Source organism: Actinokineospora spheciospongiae, from assembly GCF_000564855.1.
In the GTDB taxonomy this organism is placed as follows: domain Bacteria; phylum Actinomycetota; class Actinomycetes; order Mycobacteriales; family Pseudonocardiaceae; genus Actinokineospora; species Actinokineospora spheciospongiae.
This window is the reverse complement of sequence record NZ_AYXG01000102.1, coordinates 26,814-46,892: the sequence shown is the minus strand read 5'-3', so window position 1 is coordinate 46,892 and position 20,079 is coordinate 26,814. Positions and strand designations below refer to the sequence as shown.

Here is a 20,079-nt window from a genome sequence, read left to right as displayed (position 1 = left end):
GCCCGAGCCGTTGTCGTTGATGCCGGGGCCCTCGGGAACGCTGTCGAGGTGCGCACCGGCCATGACCACGTTGTTCTTGCGGCCGGTCTTGGTCTCGGCGACGACGTTGCGGGCGGGCCGCTCGTCGACGTGGAAGCGCAGGTCGACCGTGGCGGTCGCGCCGGGGGTGGCGAACAGGGCGTCACCGTCGGCCTTGCTGACGCCGCCGGTCGGGACCAGGCCGGGGTCGCCCAGGGTGACCCCGGAGAGCGGGCCGTCGACGTTGTTGGCGACCAGCACGGCGACCGCGCCCGCGGCCGCGGCGTTGGCCTGCTTGGCGCCGAAGGTGCAGCCGCCGCGGCGGATCAGCGCGATCGAGCCCGCCACGGGCAGCCCGGCGAAGTCCGAGGCCTCGCAGCCCGGGGTGGCGTCCTGCGGGACGGCCACCAGCGGGGCGGTGATGCCGCCGACCGGGGTCTGCGGCGAGAGCTCCATCGGGAGCGCGGCGACGGTCTTGGCACCGACCTTCGCGGTGGCCGCGTCGGTGACCTGCACCGGGTAGGTGAACGTCGGCGTGGTCACGTCGTACCCGGCGGCGGTGAGCTTCGCCGCGACGTAGTCGACGCTCTGCTCGTACCCCGGCGTGCCGACGGCGCGGTTGCCGCCGTTGCGGTCGGCGAGGCGCTGCAACGCCACCAGGTGGCGGTTGATCCCGTCGACCGTGACCTTCTTGGTGACGTTCCTGGCGAGCGCCGGACCGTCGGGCAGGACCGCGGACGCGGGCACCGCGGCGAACGCGACCCCGGCGCACGCGGCGAGCAGCACCGCCCCTGCGCGGGCGGGCTTGTTCAACGACATCTGCTGGATTCCCTTCGTGGGGGCTGTTCACGCCGGTCCCCGGGCCCGACGAGCGGAACTCTCGCCCGCGCGGCGCCCCCGGTCAAGGGTTCGCGGTGGACTGTGATGCGCGGGTGTCGAAGTCCCGACTAACGTCGGGTCCATGCACGCGATCACACTGCGCGAACCCGGCGGCCCCGAGGTGCTGGAGTGGACCGAGGTCCCGGACCCGGTCCCCGGCCCCGGCGAGGTGCTGCTGGACGTCGCCGCCACCGCGGTCAACCGGGCGGACCTGTTGCAGCGCAAGGGCTTCTACCCGCCACCGCCGGGCAGCAGCGACGTCATCGGGCTGGAGTGCTCGGGCACGGTGGCCGGGCTCGGCGAGGGCGTGACCGGCTGGCGGGTCGGTGACCGGGTGTGCGCGCTGCTCTCCGGCGGCGGCTACGCGGAGAAGGTCGTCGTCCCGGCGGGCCAGGTGGCCCCGGTGCCGTCCGGTGTGGACCTGGTGACCGCGGCCGGGCTGCCGGAGGTGGCCGCCACGGTGTGGTCGAACGTGGTCATGGGCGCGGGGCTGACCGCGGGGGAAACCCTGCTGGTGCACGGGGGTGCGGGCGGCATCGGCACGCACGCGGTGCAGGTGGGCAAGGCGCTCGGCGCGGTCGTCGCCGTCACCGCCGGTTCCGCCGAACGGCTCAACAGGTGCCGCGAGTTGGGCGCCGACATCCTGCTGAACTACAAGGAGGTCGAGTTCGAGAAGGAGGTCAAGGCCGACGTCATCCTCGACAACATGGGCGCGAAGTACCTGGGGCGCAACGTCGCGGCGCTCAACCGCCGGGGGCGGCTGGTGGTCATCGGCATGCAGGGTGGGTCGACCGGGGAGCTGAACCTGGGCGCGCTGCTGTCGAAGAACGCCGTGGTCACCGCCACCAGCCTGCGCTACCGGCCGGTGCCGGAGAAGTCGGAGATCGTCGCGGACGTGGTGGCGCGGCTGTGGCCGCTGGTGGAGTCCGGCGCGGTCAAGCCGATCACGCACGAGGTGCTGCCGATCCAACGCGCGGGGGACGCGCACCGGATGCTGGACGAGGGCGGGGTGTTCGGCAAGCTGGTGCTGGCGGTCGGTTCCTGAGACCGGGGGCGCCCAGGTGGGTGGGCAGCCTAGTCCTGGAGGGTGGCGATCGCGGCGACGAGCTGGTCGACCTCGACGGCGTTGGTGTAGTGGGCGAGGCCCACGCGCACCGCGCCGCCCACCTCGCTGACGCCCAGGGTGGCGAACACCCCGCTGGGCACGTCGTCGGCGAAGGCGCAGATGCCCAGCTCGGCCAGGCGCAGCACCGCGTCGGTGGCCTTGCGGTCGGTGACGGTGAACGCCAGGGCGGGGATGCGGCGCATGGCGTCACCCAGGACCATGACGTGGCGCTGGCCGCGCAGTTCGCCGATCAGCCGGGACAGCAGGCCCGCCTGGTAGGACTTGGCGGAGCTGAGCGAGGTGTGCAGCCGCACCCGCCGCGACCCGACCGCCGCGTCGTCGAGCATCGCCAGGTAGTCGACCGAGGCGACCAGGCCCGCCAGCAGCGGGTACGCGTGCTGGCCCAGTTCCAACCGCTCCGGGCCGTGGGCGCGCGGGTCGAGGTTGGTGGCGGGCAGCCGGTCGAGCACCGCCGGGTCGGCGAAGGCCAGGGCGGCCACCGCGGGCCCACCCCACGCGCTCGCCGACACGGCCACCACGTCGGCGCCGATGTCGTGCACGTCGATCGGCACGAACGGCGCCGAGGACGACGCGTCGACCACCACGAACGCCCCGTGCTCGCGCCCGGCGGCGGCGATCTTGTGCAGGTCGGGCCGGGTTCCGACGGCACCGGAGGCGGCGGTCACGGCGAGCGCCTTGGTGCGCGGGGTCACCAGGTTCCCGTACTGCCAGGCGGGCAGCTCGCAGGTCTCGATGTCGATCTCGGCCCAGCGCACGGTGGCCCCGGCCCGCTGCGCCACCCGCAGCCAGGGGGCGGTGTTGGCCTGGTGGTCGAGCCGGGACAGCACGATCTCGTCGCCGAGCAGCCACCCGTCGCCGAGCGCCTGGGCCAGGCGGTCGAGCAGCACGGCGGTGTTCGGCCCGAGCACCACCCCGGCCGGGTCGCAGCCGACCAGGTCGGCCACCGCGCGCCGCGCCGCGTCCACGATCGCCTCGGCCCGCTGGGAGGCCGGGAACACCCCGCCCGGCCCGGACACCGGCGCGCGCAGGGCGGTGGACACCGCGGTCGCCACCTGCTCGGGCACCTGCATTCCCGCGGGCGCGTCCAGGTGCACCCAGCCGTCACCCAGCGCGGGGAACAACCCGCGAATCCGAGCGACGTCGAAGGCCATGGCCACACCGTACGAGAGCCGGGGAGGACTACCCTCGGGCGGGCCAGCTTCCTTCAAGGGTGGAGCAGATGAGCCAACCAACGCCAGGCCCCGACCACGACGAGCAGGGCCACCACGTGATGGTGGTCGGACCGGACGGCTCGCCACTGGGCACCGCCCGCATCCCCGACTCCGGCGGCGACGGCCCCGCGGGCGAGAACGTCGGCGACATGGTCGAGCAGCCCGCCAAGGTCATGCGCATCGGCACCATGATCAAGCAGCTCCTGGAGGAAGTCCGCGCCGCGCCGCTCGACGAGGCCAGCCGGGTGCGCCTGCGGGAGATCCACATGCGCTCGATCGCCGAACTGGAGGAGGGCCTCGCCCCCGAGCTGCGCGCCGAGCTGGCCCGGCTGTCCCTCCCGTTCACCGAGGAGAACACCCCCTCCGACGCCGAGCTGCGCATCGCCCAGGCCCAGCTCGTGGGCTGGCTGGAGGGCCTGTTCCACGGCATCCAGACGGCCCTGTTCGCCCAGCAGATGGCCGCCCGCACCCAGCTCGAGCAGATGCGGCGCGGACTGCCCCCGGGCGTCGGCGGCGCACCGGAGAAGGACGCGGGCCCGCACATCCGCGGCACCGGCCAGTACCTCTGAGTCCTGTCGACCGGGCGGGCACCCACCGGGTGCCCGCCCTGGACCTGCCGTCACAGCAGGCGGGCCACAGCGGACTCCACCGGCGCGGCGACAACCAGCCCCGGGCACCACGGCGGAGGTCCCGGCTGCCCAGGCGCCAGCAGATCCGCTGCCCCGACGCCATCGATCACCGCCTCAGCCGACGCGCAAGCGCTTTCGAGGGCTTCCTCCGGCGCAGGCGACACCGCCGACCCGGGCCAGGTCCTTGCCGGGCACGCCCCTGGACCCGCCCCGCGACGACCCGCTCCTGACCACCGCCGGGGAGAGAACGCGGTGAATCAGTCACGGCGGACATGCCGCCACGCTCCCGGCGACCGGTCCCCGCCCCTGGTGAGGCCGCAAAAGGTCGCCGGTACGCTCAATAGTCGTGCAAGCAATCAGCGCGGTTGAACCAGTCCCCACCACACCCGTGGTCCACGCCGGGCGCAACTGGTCGCGGGCCTTCCAGGACATCCGCGAGGGCATCGCCGCCCGCGAGCTGTGGGGCCACCTCGGCTGGCAGGACATCAAGCAGCGCTACCGCCGCTCGGTGATCGGCCCGCTGTGGATCACGCTGAGCATGGCGGTCACCGCCGCGGGCCTGGGGCTGCTGTACTCGCAGCTCTTCAAGGCGCCGGTGCCGACGTTCCTGCCGTACGTCACCGTCGGTTTCATCGTCTGGAACTTCATCCTCGGCTGCCTGACCGAGGGGGCCGACTCGTTCATCTCCAACGAGGGCCTGATCAAGCACCTCCCCGCGCCGCTGACGGTGTACGCGCTGCGCACCGTGTGGCGGCTGACGCTGATGCTGATGCACAACATGCTGGTCTACCTGGCCGTGCTGGTCATCTTCTTCGGGTCGCTCACCACCGACGGCTACCTGCTCAGCGAGCACGGTGTGCCGCAGCCCGGCATCGGCTGGAACATCGTGCTGGCCATCCCGGCGTTCTTCCTGATCGCGCTGAACGGCGGGTGGGTGGCCCTGCTGTTCGGCATCATCAGCACCCGTTACCGCGACATCCCCCAGGTCATCGGCGCGCTGACCCAGCTCGTCTTCTTCATGACGCCGATCATGTGGTCGACCGACCTGCTGACCCAGCGCTTCGGCGAGGGCCACTCGTGGGCGATCCTGATCGCGGAGCTCAACCCCGCGTACCACTTCATCCAGATCATGCGCGCCCCGCTCCTGGGCCTGCAGCAGAGCTGGCACCACTGGGCCGTCGTCGGCGGCGTGACCATCATCGGCTGGGCGCTGGCCCTGGTCGCCATGCGCAACTACCGTGCCCGTATCTCCTACTGGGTCTGAGTGAGGCTCTCAAACATGGTTGGTATCGAGGTCCGCAACGCCTCAGTCGACTTCCCGATCTTCGACGCCAAGACGCGGTCGATGAAGAAGGCGGTCCTCGGCAAGGTCGGCGGCAAGATCGGCACCGAGTCCAAGGTCCCGGTCATCGAGGCCCTGCACGACATCACCCTCTCGCTCAAGGAGGGCGACCGGGTCGCCCTCGTCGGGCACAACGGCGCGGGCAAGTCGACCCTGCTGCGGTTGCTGTCGGGCATCTACGAGCCGACGAAGGGCACCACCACGATCCGCGGCAAGATCGCGCCGGTGTTCGACCTCGCGGTCGGCATGGACCCGGAGATCTCCGGGATCGAGAACATCATGATCCGCGGCCTCTTCCTGGGCATGTCCCGCAAGGAGATGGAGAAGCGGGTCGAGGACATCTCCCAGTTCACCGAACTGGGCGACTACCTGCACCTGCCGCTGCGCACCTACTCCACCGGCATGCGGGTGCGCCTGGCGCTGGGCGTGGTCACCTCCATCGACCCGGAGATCCTGCTGCTCGACGAGGGCATCGGCGCCGTCGACGCGGCGTTCATGGCCAAGGCCCGCGACCGCCTGGTCGACCTGGTCCGCCGCTCCGGGATGCTGGTGTTCGCCTCGCACTCCGACGACCTGCTGTTCGAGCTGTGCAACACCGCGGTCTGGATGGACGAGGGCCGGGTCAAGATGCACGGCTCGCTGCGCGAGGTCCTCACCGCCTACAAGGGCCGCGACCCGTTCGAGCACATGAGCGCGGAGACGATCGAAAGGCTCGGCGAGAAGCTGTGAGCAACCCCGTGGCACGGCTCCCCGAGGGTTCGGTGGTGGCGGTGGTGGTCACCAGGCACCGCCGGGCGCTGCTCGCGGACTCGCTCAAGATGATCGCGGCCCAGACCCGCCCGCCGGACCACCTGGTCGTGGTCGACAACGGCCCGGACGACCCCGCCCAGGACATCGTCGAGTCGTGCCCGGTGCCGACCACCTACCTCGCCTCGCACCGCAACCTCGGCGGCGCGGGCGGCTTCGCCCTCGGCATGCTGCACGCCCTGTCCATGGGCGCCGACTGGCTCTGGCTCGCCGACGACGACGGCCGCCCCGCCGACGAGGCGGTCCTGGCCACCCTCCTCGACGTGGCGCAGGAGCGCGGCCTGGCCGAGGTCTCCCCCGTCGTCACCAACATCGAGGCCCCCTCGAAGCTCGCCTTCCCGCTGCGCCGCGGCCTGACCTGGAAGCGCAACACCGACGACCTGGGCACCGACTTCCTCCCCGGCATCGCCTCCCTGTTCAACGGCGCCCTCTTCCGCGCCTCCACCCTCGACGTCGTCGGCGTCCCCGACTACCGCCTCTTCTTCCGCGGCGACGAGGTGGAGGTCCACCGGCGGCTCCAGCGCTCCGGCCTGCCCTTCGGCACCTGCCTGTCGGTCGCCTACCTGCACCCGGACGGCTCGGACGAGTTCAAGCCCATGCTCGGCGGGCGGCTGCACGCGCAGGACCCGGAGAACGAGGTCAAGCGCTACTACACCTACCGCAACCGCGGGTACCTGCTGTCGCAGCCCGGGATGCGGAAGATTGGGCTGCTGGAGGTGTTCCGCTTCGGGCTCTACTTCCTGGGGACGAAGCGGGACCCGAAGGCGTTCGCGCAGTGGTTGAAGCTGGTGTCCAAGGGGCGCAAGGAGAAGTTCTTCCGCTTCTAGCGGGGAGCAGCGGTGGACGGGGCCGCCAGGCCGCCACGGGGAACCGCGGGCGACCTGGCGGCCCCGTCCTCGCTGGTCGCCCCCCACCGCTGCCGGTACATTTTCGCGCAACCCGGGCCACGCCGCTCCGATGGGCCGTACCGTGGCGGTGAGTCCACACCACTGCCACGGGGGTTCGGATGTACATCGACGAAGGCGCGGGCGCTCCCCTGGACGCCATCGGCAAGTCCATGGACGCTTTCACCCAGTCCGCCGCCGCGGGCCAGTTCGCCGTCAACCAGTCCGGCGGCGACGCGCTCCTCGCCGCCATCGCCAAGATGACCGACTGGATCGACTCCAAGATGGGCGCACTGGGCATCCTGGACCAGGAACCCCAGCTCGGCAGCAGCAACGCGGCTGAAGTCATCAAGCCCTATTCTCGCAACGTGGCGTCCGACGAACAGGGCTTCCTGACCCAGCTCAGGGCGTTCCGGGAGTCCCTGACGAAGGCCGATGAGGCCATCAGGACGGCCATGAACAACTACCGTGCGACTGACGAGGCCAACGCGAGCAAGCTCGCTTGAGGAAGGTGTCCGAGGCTGTGAAGCGCGTACTCGTACTTGTCGCACTGACCGGAGCTGTCGTCGGGGGCGTGGCTGCCTGCTCGGATGAGACGACCGGTCGAGCGGTCCCGGGCGACACGACGAGCACCAGCACGACCTCCGGTGGGACGACCTCTCCCACCGAGCCCGATCCGAGTTCGGACCCGGACGGCGGGGAGTCACTGGCCTCGCTCGACCCGTGCGACCTCTTCACCCCATCAGCCAGGGACGCGCTGGGGGTGACCGGTGCGGCGCAGCCGGATGAAACCGCGTCCTCCAAGTACTGCCAGTGGGCCACCGGCACGGGCACCGCTGCCGAGCGCTTCACCTACGGGGTGGCGGTCTTCCCGGAGCTGGGGATCGACAAGGTGGTGGCGGACGGCGAGAAGAAGCCACTCGTGGTCGGTCAGCGCAAGGCCGTCGAATCCCTCAGGTCAGCGGGCGGCGTCTGTGCGATCTCGATCGAGGTGACTCCCACGTCGAGGGTCGATGTCCAGGCTGTCGGCCGGGACGGGGCAGCCCTGTGCCCGAAGGTCTTGGAGGCCGCGAAGCTCATCGAGCCGGAGCTGCCGTAGGCGGGTGGCCTTCCGCTGTGAGCGGATTCGCCTGCGGTGAACCTCGGTTGCCGGGCAACGGGAACAGTGCTGTCCTGGCAGCATGAGCGAATCGCGGCAGGTGTTGGTCCTGCACTTGGCGACCGGCGGGGAACCCCTCGTCTTCGCCGTGTCCACGCGGGCGGGCAAGAGCCTGCTCCCCCGGCTGTCCGTGCTGATGGGTTCCGGTGGGGTGGAGACCACCGAACTGGAGGACGGGACCTCGGTGGCCATCAACTTCGCGCACGTGGCCAGTGCGCACTTCGACGAGTTCCCGGCGCACGCCCGGGTCTACGGGACGCCGAGGAAGGGGACCGGTTTCGGGGGCTGACCGGCGGAGCCCGCCCGGCTGGGTGGTCGCGTCAGCGGCGGAAGACGACCGTGCGCAGGAGCACGAAGTTGATCCCGGTCCCCACCGCCTGGGCGATCACCCAGGACAGGGCGACCTCCCAGCGGAAGGTCGGCAGCAGGGCGAGCATGAGCGCGTTGGTGCCGACGTTGACGAAGAACGTCACCGTGTACAGCACGGCGAAGCCGCCCGCCTGGGCCGCGCCGCGGTCGGCGGCGTCGGCGAAGGTGAAGCGGCGGTTGAGGAAGTAGGCGGTGGTCGTCCCGGCGATGAAGCTGAGGGCCTTGGCCAGGTGCAGCCAGGTGCCCGCCTGCAGCAGCAGCCAGTAGAGGCCCGAGTCGACCAGGGCGCAGAAGCCGCCGACCAGGACGAACCGGGTCAACTGGTGGAGCAGGCCGGTGGGCTTGCTGTCGGTTCGCACGTCGGTCACGGGGTTCCCCTGGTCTGTCCGGTGGCGGCGCCAGTGTAGAACTCCGGCGCGGCTACCCTGGGGCCGGTGGAGCCAGAACAGTTCGAGACGCGCGCGCTGGCGGGCTGGGGGCGGACCGCACCGTCCGTTTCCCGGGTGGCTCGGCCCAGGACACCGGAGGACGTCCTCGCGGCCGTGGCGACCGCCGACGGGCGCGGGGTGGTGGCGCGCGGTCTGGGGCGGTCCTACGGCGACCCGGCGCAGAACGCCGGTGGGCTCGTCCTGGACATGACCGCGCTGCGGCGCATCCACTCCATCGACGCCGACACCGGGCTCGCCGTGCTGGACGCGGGGGTGAGCCTGGACCAGCTCATGCGGGCCGCGCTGCCGTTCGGGTTGTGGGTGCCCGTCCTGCCCGGCACCCGGCAGGTGACCGTGGGGGGGGCGATCGGGTCGGACATCCACGGCAAGAACCACCACTCGCACGGCACCTTCGGCAACCACGTCGTGTCGTTGGAGCTGCTGACCGCCGACGGTTCCGTGCGCACCCTGGCGCCGGAGGGCCCCGGGTCGGAGCTGTTCTGGGCGACCGTGGGCGGCATGGGGTTGACCGGGGTGATCCTGCGGGCCACCGTGCGGCTCAAGCACACCGAGTCCGCGTACTTCGTCGTCGACACCGACCGGACCGCCGACTTCGACGAGACGCTGGCGCTGTTCTCCAACGGCTCCGACTCCGGCTACGACTACTCGATGGCCTGGTTCGACTCGATCAACACCGACGGCAGGCTGGGCCGGGCCGTGTTCTCCCGGGGTTCGCTGGCCACCCTGGACGAGCTGCCGAAGAAGTACCGGGCGGACCCGCTCAAGTTCGACGCGCCGCAACTGCTGACGCTGCCGGACGTGTTCCCGAACGGGCTGGCCAACAGGCTGAGCTTCCGGCTGCTCGGCGAGGTCTGGTACCGCAAGGCGCCGAAGCAGGGCCGCGGGCAGGTGCAGAACCTGACGTCCTTCTACCACCCGCTCGACATGTTCGGGGAGTGGAACCGGGCCTACGGCACGCACGGCTTCCTGCAGTACCAGTTCCTCATCCCGTTCGACCGCGACGCCGAGCTGCGCGCCCTGGTGCGCCAGATCGCCGAGTCGGGGCACGTGTCGTTCCTCAACGTCTTCAAGCGGATGGGCGCGGCGAACCCGGCGCCGCTGTCGTTCCCCCGCGAGGGCTGGACGATCACCGTGGACTTCCCGATCGTGCCGGGGCTGGACGCGTTCTGCGCCCGCCTCGACGAGCAGGTGCTCGCGGCCGGTGGGCGGCTCTACCTGGCCAAGGACTCGCGCACCGACCCGGACACCCTGCAGCAGATGTACCCGCGGCTCGACGAGTGGCGCAAGGTGCGCTCCTCGGTCGACCCGGACGGCCTGTTCGTCTCGGACCAATCACGAAGGCTCGGACTTTGATCAACGCAGTCGGCACCCCCCAGTCCCTGCTGCTCCTCGGCGGCACCTCCGAGATCGGCCTGGCCATCGCGGAGCGCTACGCCGGTCGGGGCAGGCTCACCGTCACCCTGGCGGCCCGCCCCTCCCCCCGGCTCGACGCCGCGGCGGAGAAGCTGCGTGGCCTCGGCGCCACCGTGCGCACCCTGCCGTTCGACGCCCTCGACCTCGACAGCCACCCGAAGCTCGTCGCGGAGGCGTTCGCCGAGGGCGACGTGGACCTGACCGTGCTCGCGTTCGGCCTCCTCGGCGACGCCGAGCAGCTCTGGCAGGACCACGCGGCGGGGGTGGAGCTGGCGCAGGTCAACTACACCGCCCCGGTGTCGCTGGGCATCGCGCTGGCCGAGCGGCTCAAGGCCCAGGGCCACGGCTCGCTGGTGGCGCTGTCCTCGGTGGCCGGTGAGCGGGTGCGCCGGTCGAACTTCGTCTACGGCTCCACCAAGGCCGGTTTCGACGGCTTCTTCCTGGGTCTCGGCGAGGCGCTGCGCCCGCACGGCGTGCACGTGACCGTGGTCCGCCCCGGCTTCGTGCACACGAAGATGACCGCCGGGATGAAGCCCGCCCCGCTGGCGACCACCCCGGAGAAGGTGGCCGACGTGGTGGTGGGCGCGGTGCGCGGGCGCAAGGACCTGGTCTGGGCACCCGCCCCGTGGCGACTGGTGATGTCGGCGCTGCGGCACGTCCCCCGCCCGATCTTCCGCAGGCTGCCCATCTGAGGCATTTCACCCGAATGCGGTTTTTCGGGGCAGGAACACGACAACGCGACACCGCGCCACGCGTCCCGTAGAAGGGGCGAGGGGGTGGTGAGCGCGTGCGAGTGCGGGTGCTGGGACCGGTCGAGGTGCGCGGTCCGGACGGGCCGGTGGGGACCGGGGGGCCGAAGCCGAGGGCGTTGCTGGCGGCGCTGGTGGTGCAGGCGCGGCAGGTGGTGTCCGTCGAGCGGTTGATCGACCTGGTCTGGGACGAGTCGCCGCCGTCGTCGGCGACCGCGCTGGTGCACACGTACGTGTCGACGGTGCGGCGGGGGTTCGCGGCGGCCGGGCGGGCGGGGGCGTTGTCCACCCGGGCGCCCGGTTACCTGCTCGACATCGCCGACGACGACAGCGACCTCGGGGTGTTCGAGCGGCACCTGGCGCTGGCGCGGCGGGCCGAGCGGGCGGGTGAGCACGTGGCGGCGGCCGCCGCGTACGAGGCGGGGTTGGCGCTGTGGCGGGGGCCCGCCTTCGGCGGGGTCGACGCGCGGTTCGCCCGGGTGCGCGCGGAGGGCCTGGCCGAGGAGCGGTTGGCCGCCGAGGAGGGGCTGGCGCGCTGCGGGTTGGCGCTGGGCCGCGCCGGGGAGCTGGTGGAGCCGTTGCGGCGGTTGGTCTCGGCGAACCCGCTGCGCGAGGAGGCGCGGGCGCTGCTGATGCGCGCCCTGGTGGACGGGGGCAGGCAGGTCGACGCGCTGGCCGTCTACCGGGAGGGCCGCAAGCACCTGCTGGACGAGTTGGGCATCGAGCCGGGTGGGCGGTTGCGGGACCTGCACGCGGCGATCCTCGGTGGTGAGGTGGCCCCGCTGCCCGCGCCCGCCGCGCCGGTGGTCGCGCCGCGCAACCTGCCGCCGGACGTCGGTGACTTCACCGGGCGGGCCGAGCACCTCGAGGTGCTGCTGCGGCACGGGGTGGAGCGGTCCGGGTCGCCGGTCGTGGTGATCTCCGGGGCCGGTGGGGCGGGCAAGTCGGCGTTGGCGGTGCACGCCGCGCACCGGTTGCGGGAGCACTTCCCGGACGGGCAGTTGTGGGCGGACCTGCGCGGGGGTGACCGGGACCTGGACGCCTTCGAGGTGCTGGGGCGGTTCCTCGGGGCGTTCGGCGTGGCCGGGGCCGACCTGCCGACGACGGTGGAGTCGCGGGCCGAGCTGTTCCGGGGCGCGGTCGCCGGGCGGCGGGTGCTGGTGGTGCTCGACAACGCGCGCGGTGAGGGGCAGGTGCGGCCGCTGCTGCCCGGCGAGCCGGGGTGCCTGGTGCTGGTGACCAGCCGGGGGCGGTTGACCGGGCTGGTCGGTGCCACCCCGGTGGAGCTGGGGTTCTTCGACACGGCGCTGTCCACCGAGCTGCTGGGCAAGATCGTCGGCGCGGAGCGGGTGGCGGCGCAGCGGGCGGCGGCCGAGCGGATCGCCGACCTGTGCGGCGGGGTGCCGCTGGCCATCCGGGCGGCCGGGGCGAAGCTGCTGGCCCGCCCGCACTGGCCGCTGCGGTCGCTGGCCGACCGGCTCTCCGACGAGCGGCGCAGGCTCGACGAGCTGTCGGTGGGCGACCTGGCGATCCGGTCCAGCCTCGCCTTGAACTACGTCGAGCTGACCGCGCGGCAGCGGCGGGCGTTCCACCTGCTGTGCGTGCTCGACCTGCCCGACTTCGGCTGGTGGGCGGCGGCGCCGCTGCTGGACCTGCCGCTGGCCGAGGCCGAGGACGTGGTGGAGCAGCTCGTGGAGCTGCGGCTGCTGGACGTGGCGGGCGTGGACGGCATCGGCCGGGTCCGCTACCGCTTCCACGACCTGGTGCAGCTCTTCGGCGCCGAGCACGCCGCCGCCGACGAACCCGCCGAGCTGGTCGCCGCCGCGGTGTCGCGGACGCTGGGCACCTGGTTGGCGCTGGTGGAGGCGGGGGTGCGGAAGCTGCCCCGGGTGACGCTGGGGTTGCGGCCGCGGTTGGCCGGGGCGGTGCCGGTGGACCCCCGGCTGGTCGAGGAGGTCGAGGAGAACCCGACCGAGTGGCTCCGGTCGGAGACCGCGGCCGTGGTGCGGGCGGTGGAGCGGGCGCACGAGCTGGGTGTCGACGGGGTGACGGCGCTGCTGATCACCTCGCTGCTGTCGTCGCCGTTCGCCGCGCGCAACGAGTTCGACGGGTGGCAGCGCACGCACGAGGTGGCGCTGTCGGCGGCCCGCGGCAGCGGTGACCGGCGGGCGGAGGCGATCGTGCTGACCGGGCTGGGGCAGCTGCACCACGAGAAGGACGACTTCCCGGCGGCGCTGGAGCACTTCCGGCTGGCCCGCGACCACGCCGAGGCGGTCGGCGACGACGCGACGCTGGCGGTGGCCGTCGTCGGCATCGGCACCGTGGGCCGGGACCTGGCCGACTTCGCGGGCGCCACGGCCGACCTGGAGACCGCGGTGCTGCTGGGCGAGCGGGTCGGCGACCCGAGCGTGGTCGCCGCCGCCCACTACGGCCTCGGCGGCCTCAGCCGCGACCACGGCGACCTCGACGCCGCCGCCGACCGCTTCCGGCGCTGCGCGAGCCTCTACCGCGACCTCGACGACCGCCGGGGCGAGGCGCTGGCGCTGCGCGGCCTGAGCCTGTGCCACCGCGCCCTCGGCGACTACGCCCGGGCGGCCGACCTGAGCGCGGAGGCCGCCGACACCCTGGAGGCCGTCGGCGACGAGCTGGGGGCCACCTACGCCCGCCAGTCCTGGGCCAAGGCGCGCCTTCGCACCCCCGACGCGGGCGGTGTCGCCGACGCGCTGGACGAGTGCCTGCGCGTCAGCACCCGCCGCGGCGACCGCTTCGGCGTGGCGCTGGCCACCCGCACCCTCGGCGAGTACCACCTGGCCTGGGGCGAGCGGGAGCGGGCGCGCGGGCTGCTGGTCGAGGCGCTGGGCAGGTGGGAGGGGCTGGGGCTGCCGCTGTGGCAGGCCAGGACCCTGCGCGACCTCGCCGCCGCCGACCCCGACCGCGGCACCGAGCACTGGCGCCGGGCCACCGAGCTGTTCGCCGGGTGCCGCTCGCGGGAGACCGCCGAGCTGGCGGGGCGGGACCCGCGGACCTGGCTGGCGGAGGTTCGCGCCCACCTATAGGCGACTTGTAGCCCGCCCGGCGAACCTTTCCCCGCTGAACGGAACCGGGAGGGGAAGACCGCAGATGACCCGCGTCGCGCCGACGACACCCATCAGCCGTGGTGAGGTGATCGAGCGCGCCGAGAGCTGGCTGCGGCCGTCGGTGCCCCACAGCTCCACCAGGTTCCACCAGAACGAGTACGGGATCTACCGCACCGACTGCTCGGGCTACGTCTCGATGGCCTGGGGACTGCCCGGTGTCCCACCCGACCTGCGCGGGGGACTCGACGCGGCGGGGCTGACCTCGGTCAGCACCCGGATCGACCGCGACGAGTTGCTGGCGGGCGACGCGCTCATCCGCGTCGGGGACGACGGGCACCCCGGCCACGCCATCGTGTTCCACGAGTGGGCCGGTGGCGGTCGAGTGGCTTACTGGGGGTTCGAGCAGTCGGCGGAGGTGGGCACCACCCACCGGGTGGTCCCGTACCCGCACGGCGACGGCGCGGCAGGGGGGTTGTACCTGCCGCGCCGGTACGCCGGGATCACCGTGCCCGCCTGAGCGGTCAGAGGTAGACCGACAGCGCCAGGCAGGCCACCCAGGCCACGCCCAGCACCTGGAGCACCCGGTCCTTCAGCGCGATGTCCTCCGGTTCGCCCGCCTGCCCGCCGTCCACGTCGACCGCGTAGCGCAGGACCGCGACGACGAACGGGACGATCGAGATGACCGCCCAGATGGAGTTGGTGGGGCTCTCGGTGCGGATCTCGAAGGCCCACAGCGAGTAGGTCGTGATCATGATGGCGGCGGCGGTCGCCCACACGAACCGCAGGTAGCTGGCGGAGTACTTGGCCAGCGAGGAGCGGATCTTGGCGCCGGTCTTCTCGAACAGGATCACCTCGGCGTACCGCTTGCCGGAGACCATGAACAGCGAACCGAACGCCGTGACCAGCAGGAACCACTGCGACAGGGTGATCCCGGCCGCGACCCCGCCCGCGATCGAGCGGAGCAGGAAACCGGAGGCGACCACGCACAGGTCGATCACCGTCTGGTGCTTGAGGCCCAGGCAGTAGCCCAGTTGCACGGCCGCGTACACCGCCAGCACGACGAGCAGTTCCCAGCCCGCCAGCAGCCCGACGCCCAGCGACACCAGGAACAGCACCACCGACGCCGCGTACGCCAGCCGCACCGGCACGATCCCGGCGGCGATGGGGCGGTTGCGCTTGGTGGGGTGCGCCCGGTCGGCCTCGACGTCGATGGCGTCGTTGACCAGGTACACCGCCGAGGAGACCAGGCAGAACGCCACGAACGCGATGCCCGCGTCCAGCAGCACCCGGCCCTCGAACACCCGCCCGCCCGCGAACGGGGCGGCGAGCACGAGCACGTTCTTGACCCACTGCCGCGGTCGCGCGGTGCGGACCAGGCCGCGCAGCGTGCCGCCCGCCTTGGCGGGCCGGGCGTCCTCCTGCTCCGGGGTCACCTTCGCCGAACTGGTCATTTCCGCTCCAGCCTGCGTCGGAGCAGCGCGCCGAGGAGACCGCCGAGGGCGGAGCCCGCGAGCACGTCGGTCGGGTAGTGCACGCCCAGGACCAGGCGCGAGAGCAGCATCGGCGGCACCAGCAGCGGCACCAGCTTCCGCCCGGTCAGCCCGGAGAACAGCACCGCGGCGGCCGTGGTGGAGGTGGCGTGCGAGGACGGGAAGCTCAGCTTGCTCGGCGTGCCGACCAGGACCCGCACCGACGGGTCGTCCGGGCGGGGGCGCCGCACCACGCGCTTGACCGCGATCGACGCCCCGTGCGCGGCGACGACCCCGGCGGAGGCGAGCAGCCAGTCCCGGCGCCTGCGCCGGTCCAGCGCCGCACCGAGCAGGCCGAGGCCGAACCAGCCCGCGCTGTGCTCGCCGAACAGCGACAACCCCCGGGCGGCCTTGACCACGGCCGGGTGTCCGATGGTGCCCTGCACCTGGCTCAGCGCGGCGGTCTCGGCCGAGCCGGCGTTGCGGTCCATGCGTGTCCTTCCGGGTGACGGCCCGCCCCGGCCGGGGGCGGGCCGCCTCGGTGTGCTCAGCCGTCGAGGGAGCCGTCGAGCGGCGCCCCGTCGGTCAGGTGGGGGGCGATCTTGTTGTCGAACACCGACAGCGCCGAACCGATCGCCATGTGCATGTCGAGGTACTGGTAGGTGCCCAGCCGCCCGCCGAAGACGATGTTCTTCGACGCCGCCTCCGCCTTGGCCAGCTCGCGGTACCTCGCCAGCTTCTCGCGGTCGTCGGGGGTGTTGATCGGGTAGTACGGCTCGTCGCCGGACTCCGCGAAGCGGGAGTACTCCCGGACGATGACCGTCTTGTCCGCCGGGTAGTTCGTGCGCTCCGGGTGGAAGTGCCGGAACTCGTGGATGCGGGTGTAGGGGACGTCCTCGTCGTTGTAGTTCATGACGGGGGTTCCCTGGAAGTCGCCGACCGGGAGGACCTCGGTCTCGAAGTCCAGGGTGCGCCAGCCCAGTTCCCCCGCGGCGTAGTCGAAGTAGCGGTCGACCGGTCCGGTGTAGACGGTCGGGGTGCCAGCCGGGATCGACCCGCGCACGTCGAAGTAGTCGGTGTCGAGCCGGACCTCGATCAGCTCGTGCGCGGCCATCTTCTCCAGCCACGCGGTGTAGCCGTCGACCGGCAGGCCCTCGTAGGTGTCGTTGAAGTACCGGTTGTCGAAGGTGTAGCGGACCGGCAGGCGGTTGATGACCGACGTGCCCAGTTCCTTGGGGTCGGTCTGCCACTGCTTGGCGGTGTAGCCGCGGATGAACGCCTCGTAGAGCGGGCGCCCGATCAGCGAGATCGCCTTCTCCTCGAGGTTGCGCGCCTTGTCGGTGTCGAACTCCGCCGCCTGCTTGGCGATCAGCTCGCGCGCCTCGTCCGGGCTGTGCGACCTGCCGAAGAAGCTGTTGATCAGGGCCAGGTTCATCGGGAACGAGTAGACCTGGTCCCGCACCCGCGCGAACACGCGGTGCTGGTAGCCGGTGAACTCGGTGAACTGGTTCACGTAGTCCCACACCCGCTTGTTGGAGGTGTGGAACAGGTGCGCGCCGTAGCGGTGCACCTCGATGCCGGTCTCCGGCTCGGGCTCGGAGTAGGCGTTGCCGCCGATGTGCGACCGGCGGTCGAGCACCAGCACGCGCTTGCCGAGCTGCGAGGCCGACCGCTCGGCGATCGTCAGGCCGAAGAAACCGGCCCCGACCACGATCAGGTCGTATCCGTCGAAGTTGTCTTTGGGGTCTGCCACCGGGCTCACGGGGGCTCAGGCTACCCGCGTGACGCGCTGTGCCCGACGGCGCGGTGTCCCGGCCCCGGCCGCCCCGGTCACCGCCCCGCTCACCCCTGCGACCGGCGCTCGTCGCAGGCGCCGAGGGAGTCCGACCCACCCGCGTCGGGCAGCGCGCTCGCCCGGCCACCCAGCACCGGCAGCACGTCCGCGGCCACCTGCTCCAGGGTGGTCTCCCGCCCGGCGTACGGCCCGTCCGGCCGCGGCCAGTGCGTCACCACGTCGGTGAACCCGGCCGCCGCGGCCCGCCCCACGTGCTCGTGGAACGCCTCGACGCTGCTCAGCGAGAACAGCGGGGACGCGTCGACGCTGACGTACCGGTCGACGGTCGAGCGGTCGCGGCCGTGCGCGGCCAACACCTCGTCGAACCGCTCGGCGCACTCGGTGACGCCCTTCCACCACTGCTCGACGTCGTCCGCGTCGGGCTTGCCGGTGGTCACCCAGCCCTGCCCGAACCGCGCGGCGGTCGCCATGGCCCGCGGGCCGTTCGCCGCCACCAGGAACGGCACCCGGGGCCGCTGCACGCACCCGGGGGCGCTGCGGGCCTCGGCGGCGGAGAACCACTCGCCGGAGTAGGTGGTGCGCGGCTGGGTCAGCAGCTTGTCGGTCAGCTCCACGAACTCGGCGAACCGGTCGCTGACCTGCCGGGGGGTGATCGTGTCCGGCTCCCCCAGGACCGCCCGGTCGTACCCGCCCGCGCCGCTGGCCCCGGACCCGAGGCCCAGCATGAACCGCCCGTCGGAGATGTCGTCGAGGGCCAGCACCTGCCGGGCGAAGGGCACCGGGTGCCGGAAGTGCGGGGCGGCGACCAGCGTGCCGAGCCGGATGGTCGAGGTCACCATGGCCGCCGCGGTCAGCGTGGGCACGGCGTCGAACCACGGTCCGTCGACCAGGGTCCGCCACCCCAGGTGGTCGTAGGTCCAGGCGTGGTCGAAGCCGTACTCGTCCGCCCCCCGCCACCGGGGTTCCGCGGCCCACCAACGATGCTCGGGAAGGATCACGATGCCTACGCGCACCGAACGAACGTACCGGTAGGTACGGGGGTTTGGTGAGCAGGTAACCAAGCCCACCCCGGTCTGCCCCACCGGTGTTGCAGGATGGTTTCCGTGGACACCCCCCGACTCGTCGCCTCCGACATCGACGGCACCCTGCTCGACCCCTACGAGCAGCTCACGGTGCGCACCCTGTCGGCCATCACCCGCGTCCGAGCGGCCGGGGCGCCGTTCGTCCTGGTCAGCGGCCGCCCCCCGCGCTGGATTCCCCCGGTGGCCGAGGCGGCGGGCCTCGACGGCTATGCGGTCTGCGCCAACGGCGCGATCGTCTACGACATCGGCACCGGCGAGATCGTCACCAGCCACGGCCTGGACCCGCTCCTGCTGACCGACGTCACGCACGCGCTGGAGAAGGTGCTGCCCGGCATCCAGGTGGCCACCGAACGAGCGGTCTCCGGCCAGATCCCCGGCCGCGAGGCGTTCGCCACCGAAGCGGGCTACTCCAACCCGTGGGGCGACGTGGAGAACAACACCAAGCCCCGGGCCGAGGTCCTGGGCCACCCGGCCACGAAGCTGCTGGTCCGCCACCAGGGCATGACCAGCGCGGAAATGGCCCTGGCCGCCGTGGAACTCCTGGGCGACGCAGTGGATGTGACCTACTCCACAAATCGAGGCCTGATCGAAATCGCCGCCCCCGGGGTGACGAAGGCCAGCGGCCTGGCCGAGGTCGCGGCCCTCGCAGGCGTGGAACCCGACCGGGTGGTGGCCTTCGGCGACATGCCGAACGACATCGACATGCTGCGCTGGGCAGGCCTGGGCGTAGCCATGTCCAATGCCCACGACGACGTCAAGGCGGCAGCGGACGAGGTGGCGGGCTCGAACGCCGACGACGGCGTGGCGGAGGTCCTGGAACGCTGGTTCTGACCCGTCGGCCCCAGCCGCGCGACCGCACAGCGGGCGCGGCCGACCCGGCCAGCCGACCCGGCGGGCACAGCCGCACGGCGGGCGCGGGCGCACGGCGGGCGGGCGGCGCCGCACGGCAGGGGCGGCGGCACGACGGCCGGGCGACGGCAGGCGCCCCCGGCTCGGCGCACGACAGGGCGGGCGGCGCAGCCAGCAGGGCGCACGGCGGCACGATGGCCGGGCGGCAGCAGGCGCCCCCGGCTCGGCGCACGACAGGGCGGGCGGCGTAACCAGCAGGGCGCACGGCGGCACGATGGCCGGGCGGCAGCAGGCGCCGCCAGCTCGGCGCACGACAGGGCAGGCGGCATAGCCAGACGGCGGCACGGCATGGCGGGCGGCGCCGCACGGCACGGCGGGGCGAGGCAGGCGCAGGCCGGGACCCCGTGCCCGCACGAGCCCGCACGAGCCTGACGCGGCGACAGCGCCGCAAGGCGCGATGACGCGGGGCAAGCGGAGAGCACAGACAGCTCAGCCGCCACTCGAAGCAACAAGCGCCGCAGGCCACACTCCACAACGAGCCGCACACCCGCCCGCCAACCGAAGCCACCACCCCGAAACCCGATGGCCCGCCCGCCAGCCACCTCGAACGCCCCCGGCGCAGCCACCAGCCACCCCGCCAACCGCCGACCCGGCTACGCAAACGCCCGGGTGGGTGGATTCGCTTGGGTGGGGGTGGCGATCATGTGACAGCCTCTCTGGGCGGTGGGGCATCTTTTCAGCCCCACCCGGTCACGCTGGAGCACATGATCGC

General features: G+C 72.6%; 20 protein-coding genes. 13 read left to right on the top strand and 7 right to left on the bottom strand.

Features of this window, described 5'->3' with window-relative positions:
- Positions 1 to 837 (bottom strand): PA domain-containing protein (locus UO65_RS14495; RefSeq protein WP_035282857.1); only part of this gene is annotated, 837 nt, incomplete at its 3' end.
- Between the two features lie 142 nt (positions 838 to 979).
- Here UO65_RS14495 and UO65_RS14490 point away from each other — a divergent pair.
- Positions 980 to 1,942, top strand: a complete 963-nt coding sequence (locus tag UO65_RS14490) for an NAD(P)H-quinone oxidoreductase (protein WP_035282855.1) — start codon at positions 980 to 982, stop codon at positions 1,940 to 1,942.
- A 29-nt stretch (positions 1,943 to 1,971) separates the two neighbouring features.
- Here UO65_RS14490 and UO65_RS14485 read toward each other — a convergent pair whose 3' ends face one another.
- Positions 1,972 to 3,174, bottom strand: a complete 1,203-nt coding sequence (locus UO65_RS14485; RefSeq protein WP_035282854.1) for a cysteine desulfurase-like protein — start codon at positions 3,172 to 3,174, stop codon at positions 1,972 to 1,974.
- Between the two features lie 68 nt (positions 3,175 to 3,242).
- Here UO65_RS14485 and UO65_RS14480 point away from each other — a divergent pair, with 68 nt between their 5' ends.
- From UO65_RS14480 to UO65_RS14450, 7 genes are all read left to right on the top strand, one after another.
- Complete coding sequence (locus tag UO65_RS14480; RefSeq protein ID WP_035282872.1) at positions 3,243 to 3,803, top strand: bacterial proteasome activator family protein; 561 nt, start codon at positions 3,243 to 3,245, stop codon at positions 3,801 to 3,803.
- Positions 3,804 to 4,209: 406 nt separating this feature from the next.
- Positions 4,210 to 5,127, top strand: a complete 918-nt coding sequence (gene wzm, locus UO65_RS14475; RefSeq protein ID WP_084175575.1) for a galactan export ABC transporter permease subunit Wzm/RfbD — start codon at positions 4,210 to 4,212, stop codon at positions 5,125 to 5,127.
- Between the two features lie 15 nt (positions 5,128 to 5,142).
- Entirely contained in the window at positions 5,143 to 5,934 is a 792-nt protein-coding gene (wzt, locus tag UO65_RS14470; RefSeq protein ID WP_035282852.1) for a galactan export ABC transporter ATP-binding subunit Wzt/RfbE, read from the top strand.
- Positions 5,931 to 6,839, top strand: coding sequence for a galactofuranosyltransferase GlfT1 (gene glfT1 / locus UO65_RS14465; RefSeq protein ID WP_035282851.1), 909 nt, complete (start codon positions 5,931 to 5,933; stop codon positions 6,837 to 6,839). Before wzt ends, glfT1 begins: the two co-directional genes overlap by 4 nt.
- A gap of 179 nt (positions 6,840 to 7,018) precedes the next feature.
- A complete protein-coding gene (locus UO65_RS14460; protein WP_035282849.1) occupies positions 7,019 to 7,402 on the top strand; it encodes a hypothetical protein in 384 nt (127 codons plus the stop codon).
- 5 nt (positions 7,403 to 7,407) lie between these two features.
- Entirely contained in the window at positions 7,408 to 7,995 is a 588-nt protein-coding gene (locus tag UO65_RS14455) for a DUF3558 family protein (protein WP_035282848.1), read from the top strand.
- 82 nt (positions 7,996 to 8,077) lie between these two features.
- Complete coding sequence (locus UO65_RS14450) at positions 8,078 to 8,344, top strand: hypothetical protein (protein WP_035282847.1); 267 nt, start codon at positions 8,078 to 8,080, stop codon at positions 8,342 to 8,344.
- Positions 8,345 to 8,375: 31 nt separating this feature from the next.
- Here the strand turns inward: UO65_RS14450 and UO65_RS14445 are convergent, their stop codons facing one another.
- Positions 8,376 to 8,792 carry a GtrA family protein gene (locus UO65_RS14445; protein WP_035282846.1) on the bottom strand — a complete coding sequence of 139 codons (417 nt, stop codon included), beginning with the start codon at positions 8,790 to 8,792 and terminating at the stop codon, positions 8,376 to 8,378.
- 66 nt (positions 8,793 to 8,858) lie between these two features.
- Here UO65_RS14445 and UO65_RS14440 point away from each other — a divergent pair, with 66 nt between their 5' ends.
- The 4 genes from UO65_RS14440 (at position 8,859) to UO65_RS14425 (ending at position 14,629) form a co-directional block, all read left to right on the top strand.
- Positions 8,859 to 10,226 carry an FAD-binding oxidoreductase gene (locus UO65_RS14440; protein ID WP_035282844.1) on the top strand — a complete coding sequence of 456 codons (1,368 nt, stop codon included), beginning with the start codon at positions 8,859 to 8,861 and terminating at the stop codon, positions 10,224 to 10,226.
- Complete coding sequence (locus UO65_RS14435; RefSeq protein ID WP_035282842.1) at positions 10,223 to 10,978, top strand: decaprenylphospho-beta-D-erythro-pentofuranosid-2-ulose 2-reductase; 756 nt, start codon at positions 10,223 to 10,225, stop codon at positions 10,976 to 10,978. The genes UO65_RS14440 and UO65_RS14435 overlap by 4 nt, the downstream gene beginning before the upstream one ends.
- A 95-nt stretch (positions 10,979 to 11,073) precedes the next feature.
- Positions 11,074 to 14,091 (top strand): AfsR/SARP family transcriptional regulator, encoded by a 3,018-nt coding sequence (locus UO65_RS14430; protein WP_084175571.1) that lies wholly within the window; start codon positions 11,074 to 11,076, stop codon positions 14,089 to 14,091.
- A 64-nt stretch (positions 14,092 to 14,155) separates the two neighbouring features.
- Positions 14,156 to 14,629 (top strand): NlpC/P60 family protein, encoded by a 474-nt coding sequence (locus UO65_RS14425; protein ID WP_035282840.1) that lies wholly within the window; start codon positions 14,156 to 14,158, stop codon positions 14,627 to 14,629.
- A gap of 4 nt (positions 14,630 to 14,633) precedes the next feature.
- Here UO65_RS14425 and UO65_RS14420 read toward each other — a convergent pair whose 3' ends face one another.
- The 4 genes from UO65_RS14420 to UO65_RS14405 all read right to left on the bottom strand — a co-directional run bounded on the left by UO65_RS14420 (position 14,634) and on the right by UO65_RS14405 (position 18,389).
- Complete coding sequence (locus UO65_RS14420) at positions 14,634 to 15,563, bottom strand: decaprenyl-phosphate phosphoribosyltransferase (protein ID WP_035282837.1); 930 nt, start codon at positions 15,561 to 15,563, stop codon at positions 14,634 to 14,636.
- Entirely contained in the window at positions 15,560 to 16,072 is a 513-nt protein-coding gene (locus tag UO65_RS14415; protein WP_035282835.1) for a phosphatase PAP2 family protein, read from the bottom strand. Before UO65_RS14415 ends, UO65_RS14420 begins: the two co-directional genes overlap by 4 nt.
- Before the next feature lie 56 nt (positions 16,073 to 16,128).
- The gene (gene glf, locus UO65_RS14410; RefSeq protein WP_035282833.1) at positions 16,129 to 17,343 is read right to left on the bottom strand and encodes a UDP-galactopyranose mutase; all 1,215 of its coding nucleotides are present in this window, start codon (positions 17,341 to 17,343) and stop codon (positions 16,129 to 16,131) included.
- Positions 17,344 to 17,423: 80 nt separating this feature from the next.
- Positions 17,424 to 18,389 carry an LLM class flavin-dependent oxidoreductase gene (locus tag UO65_RS14405; RefSeq protein ID WP_035282831.1) on the bottom strand — a complete coding sequence of 322 codons (966 nt, stop codon included), beginning with the start codon at positions 18,387 to 18,389 and terminating at the stop codon, positions 17,424 to 17,426.
- A gap of 90 nt (positions 18,390 to 18,479) precedes the next feature.
- Between UO65_RS14405 and UO65_RS14400 the strand changes: the two genes are divergently transcribed.
- Positions 18,480 to 19,289 carry an HAD family hydrolase gene (locus tag UO65_RS14400; RefSeq protein WP_035282829.1) on the top strand — a complete coding sequence of 270 codons (810 nt, stop codon included), beginning with the start codon at positions 18,480 to 18,482 and terminating at the stop codon, positions 19,287 to 19,289.
- The last annotated feature ends 790 nt before the right edge of the window (positions 19,290 to 20,079 follow it).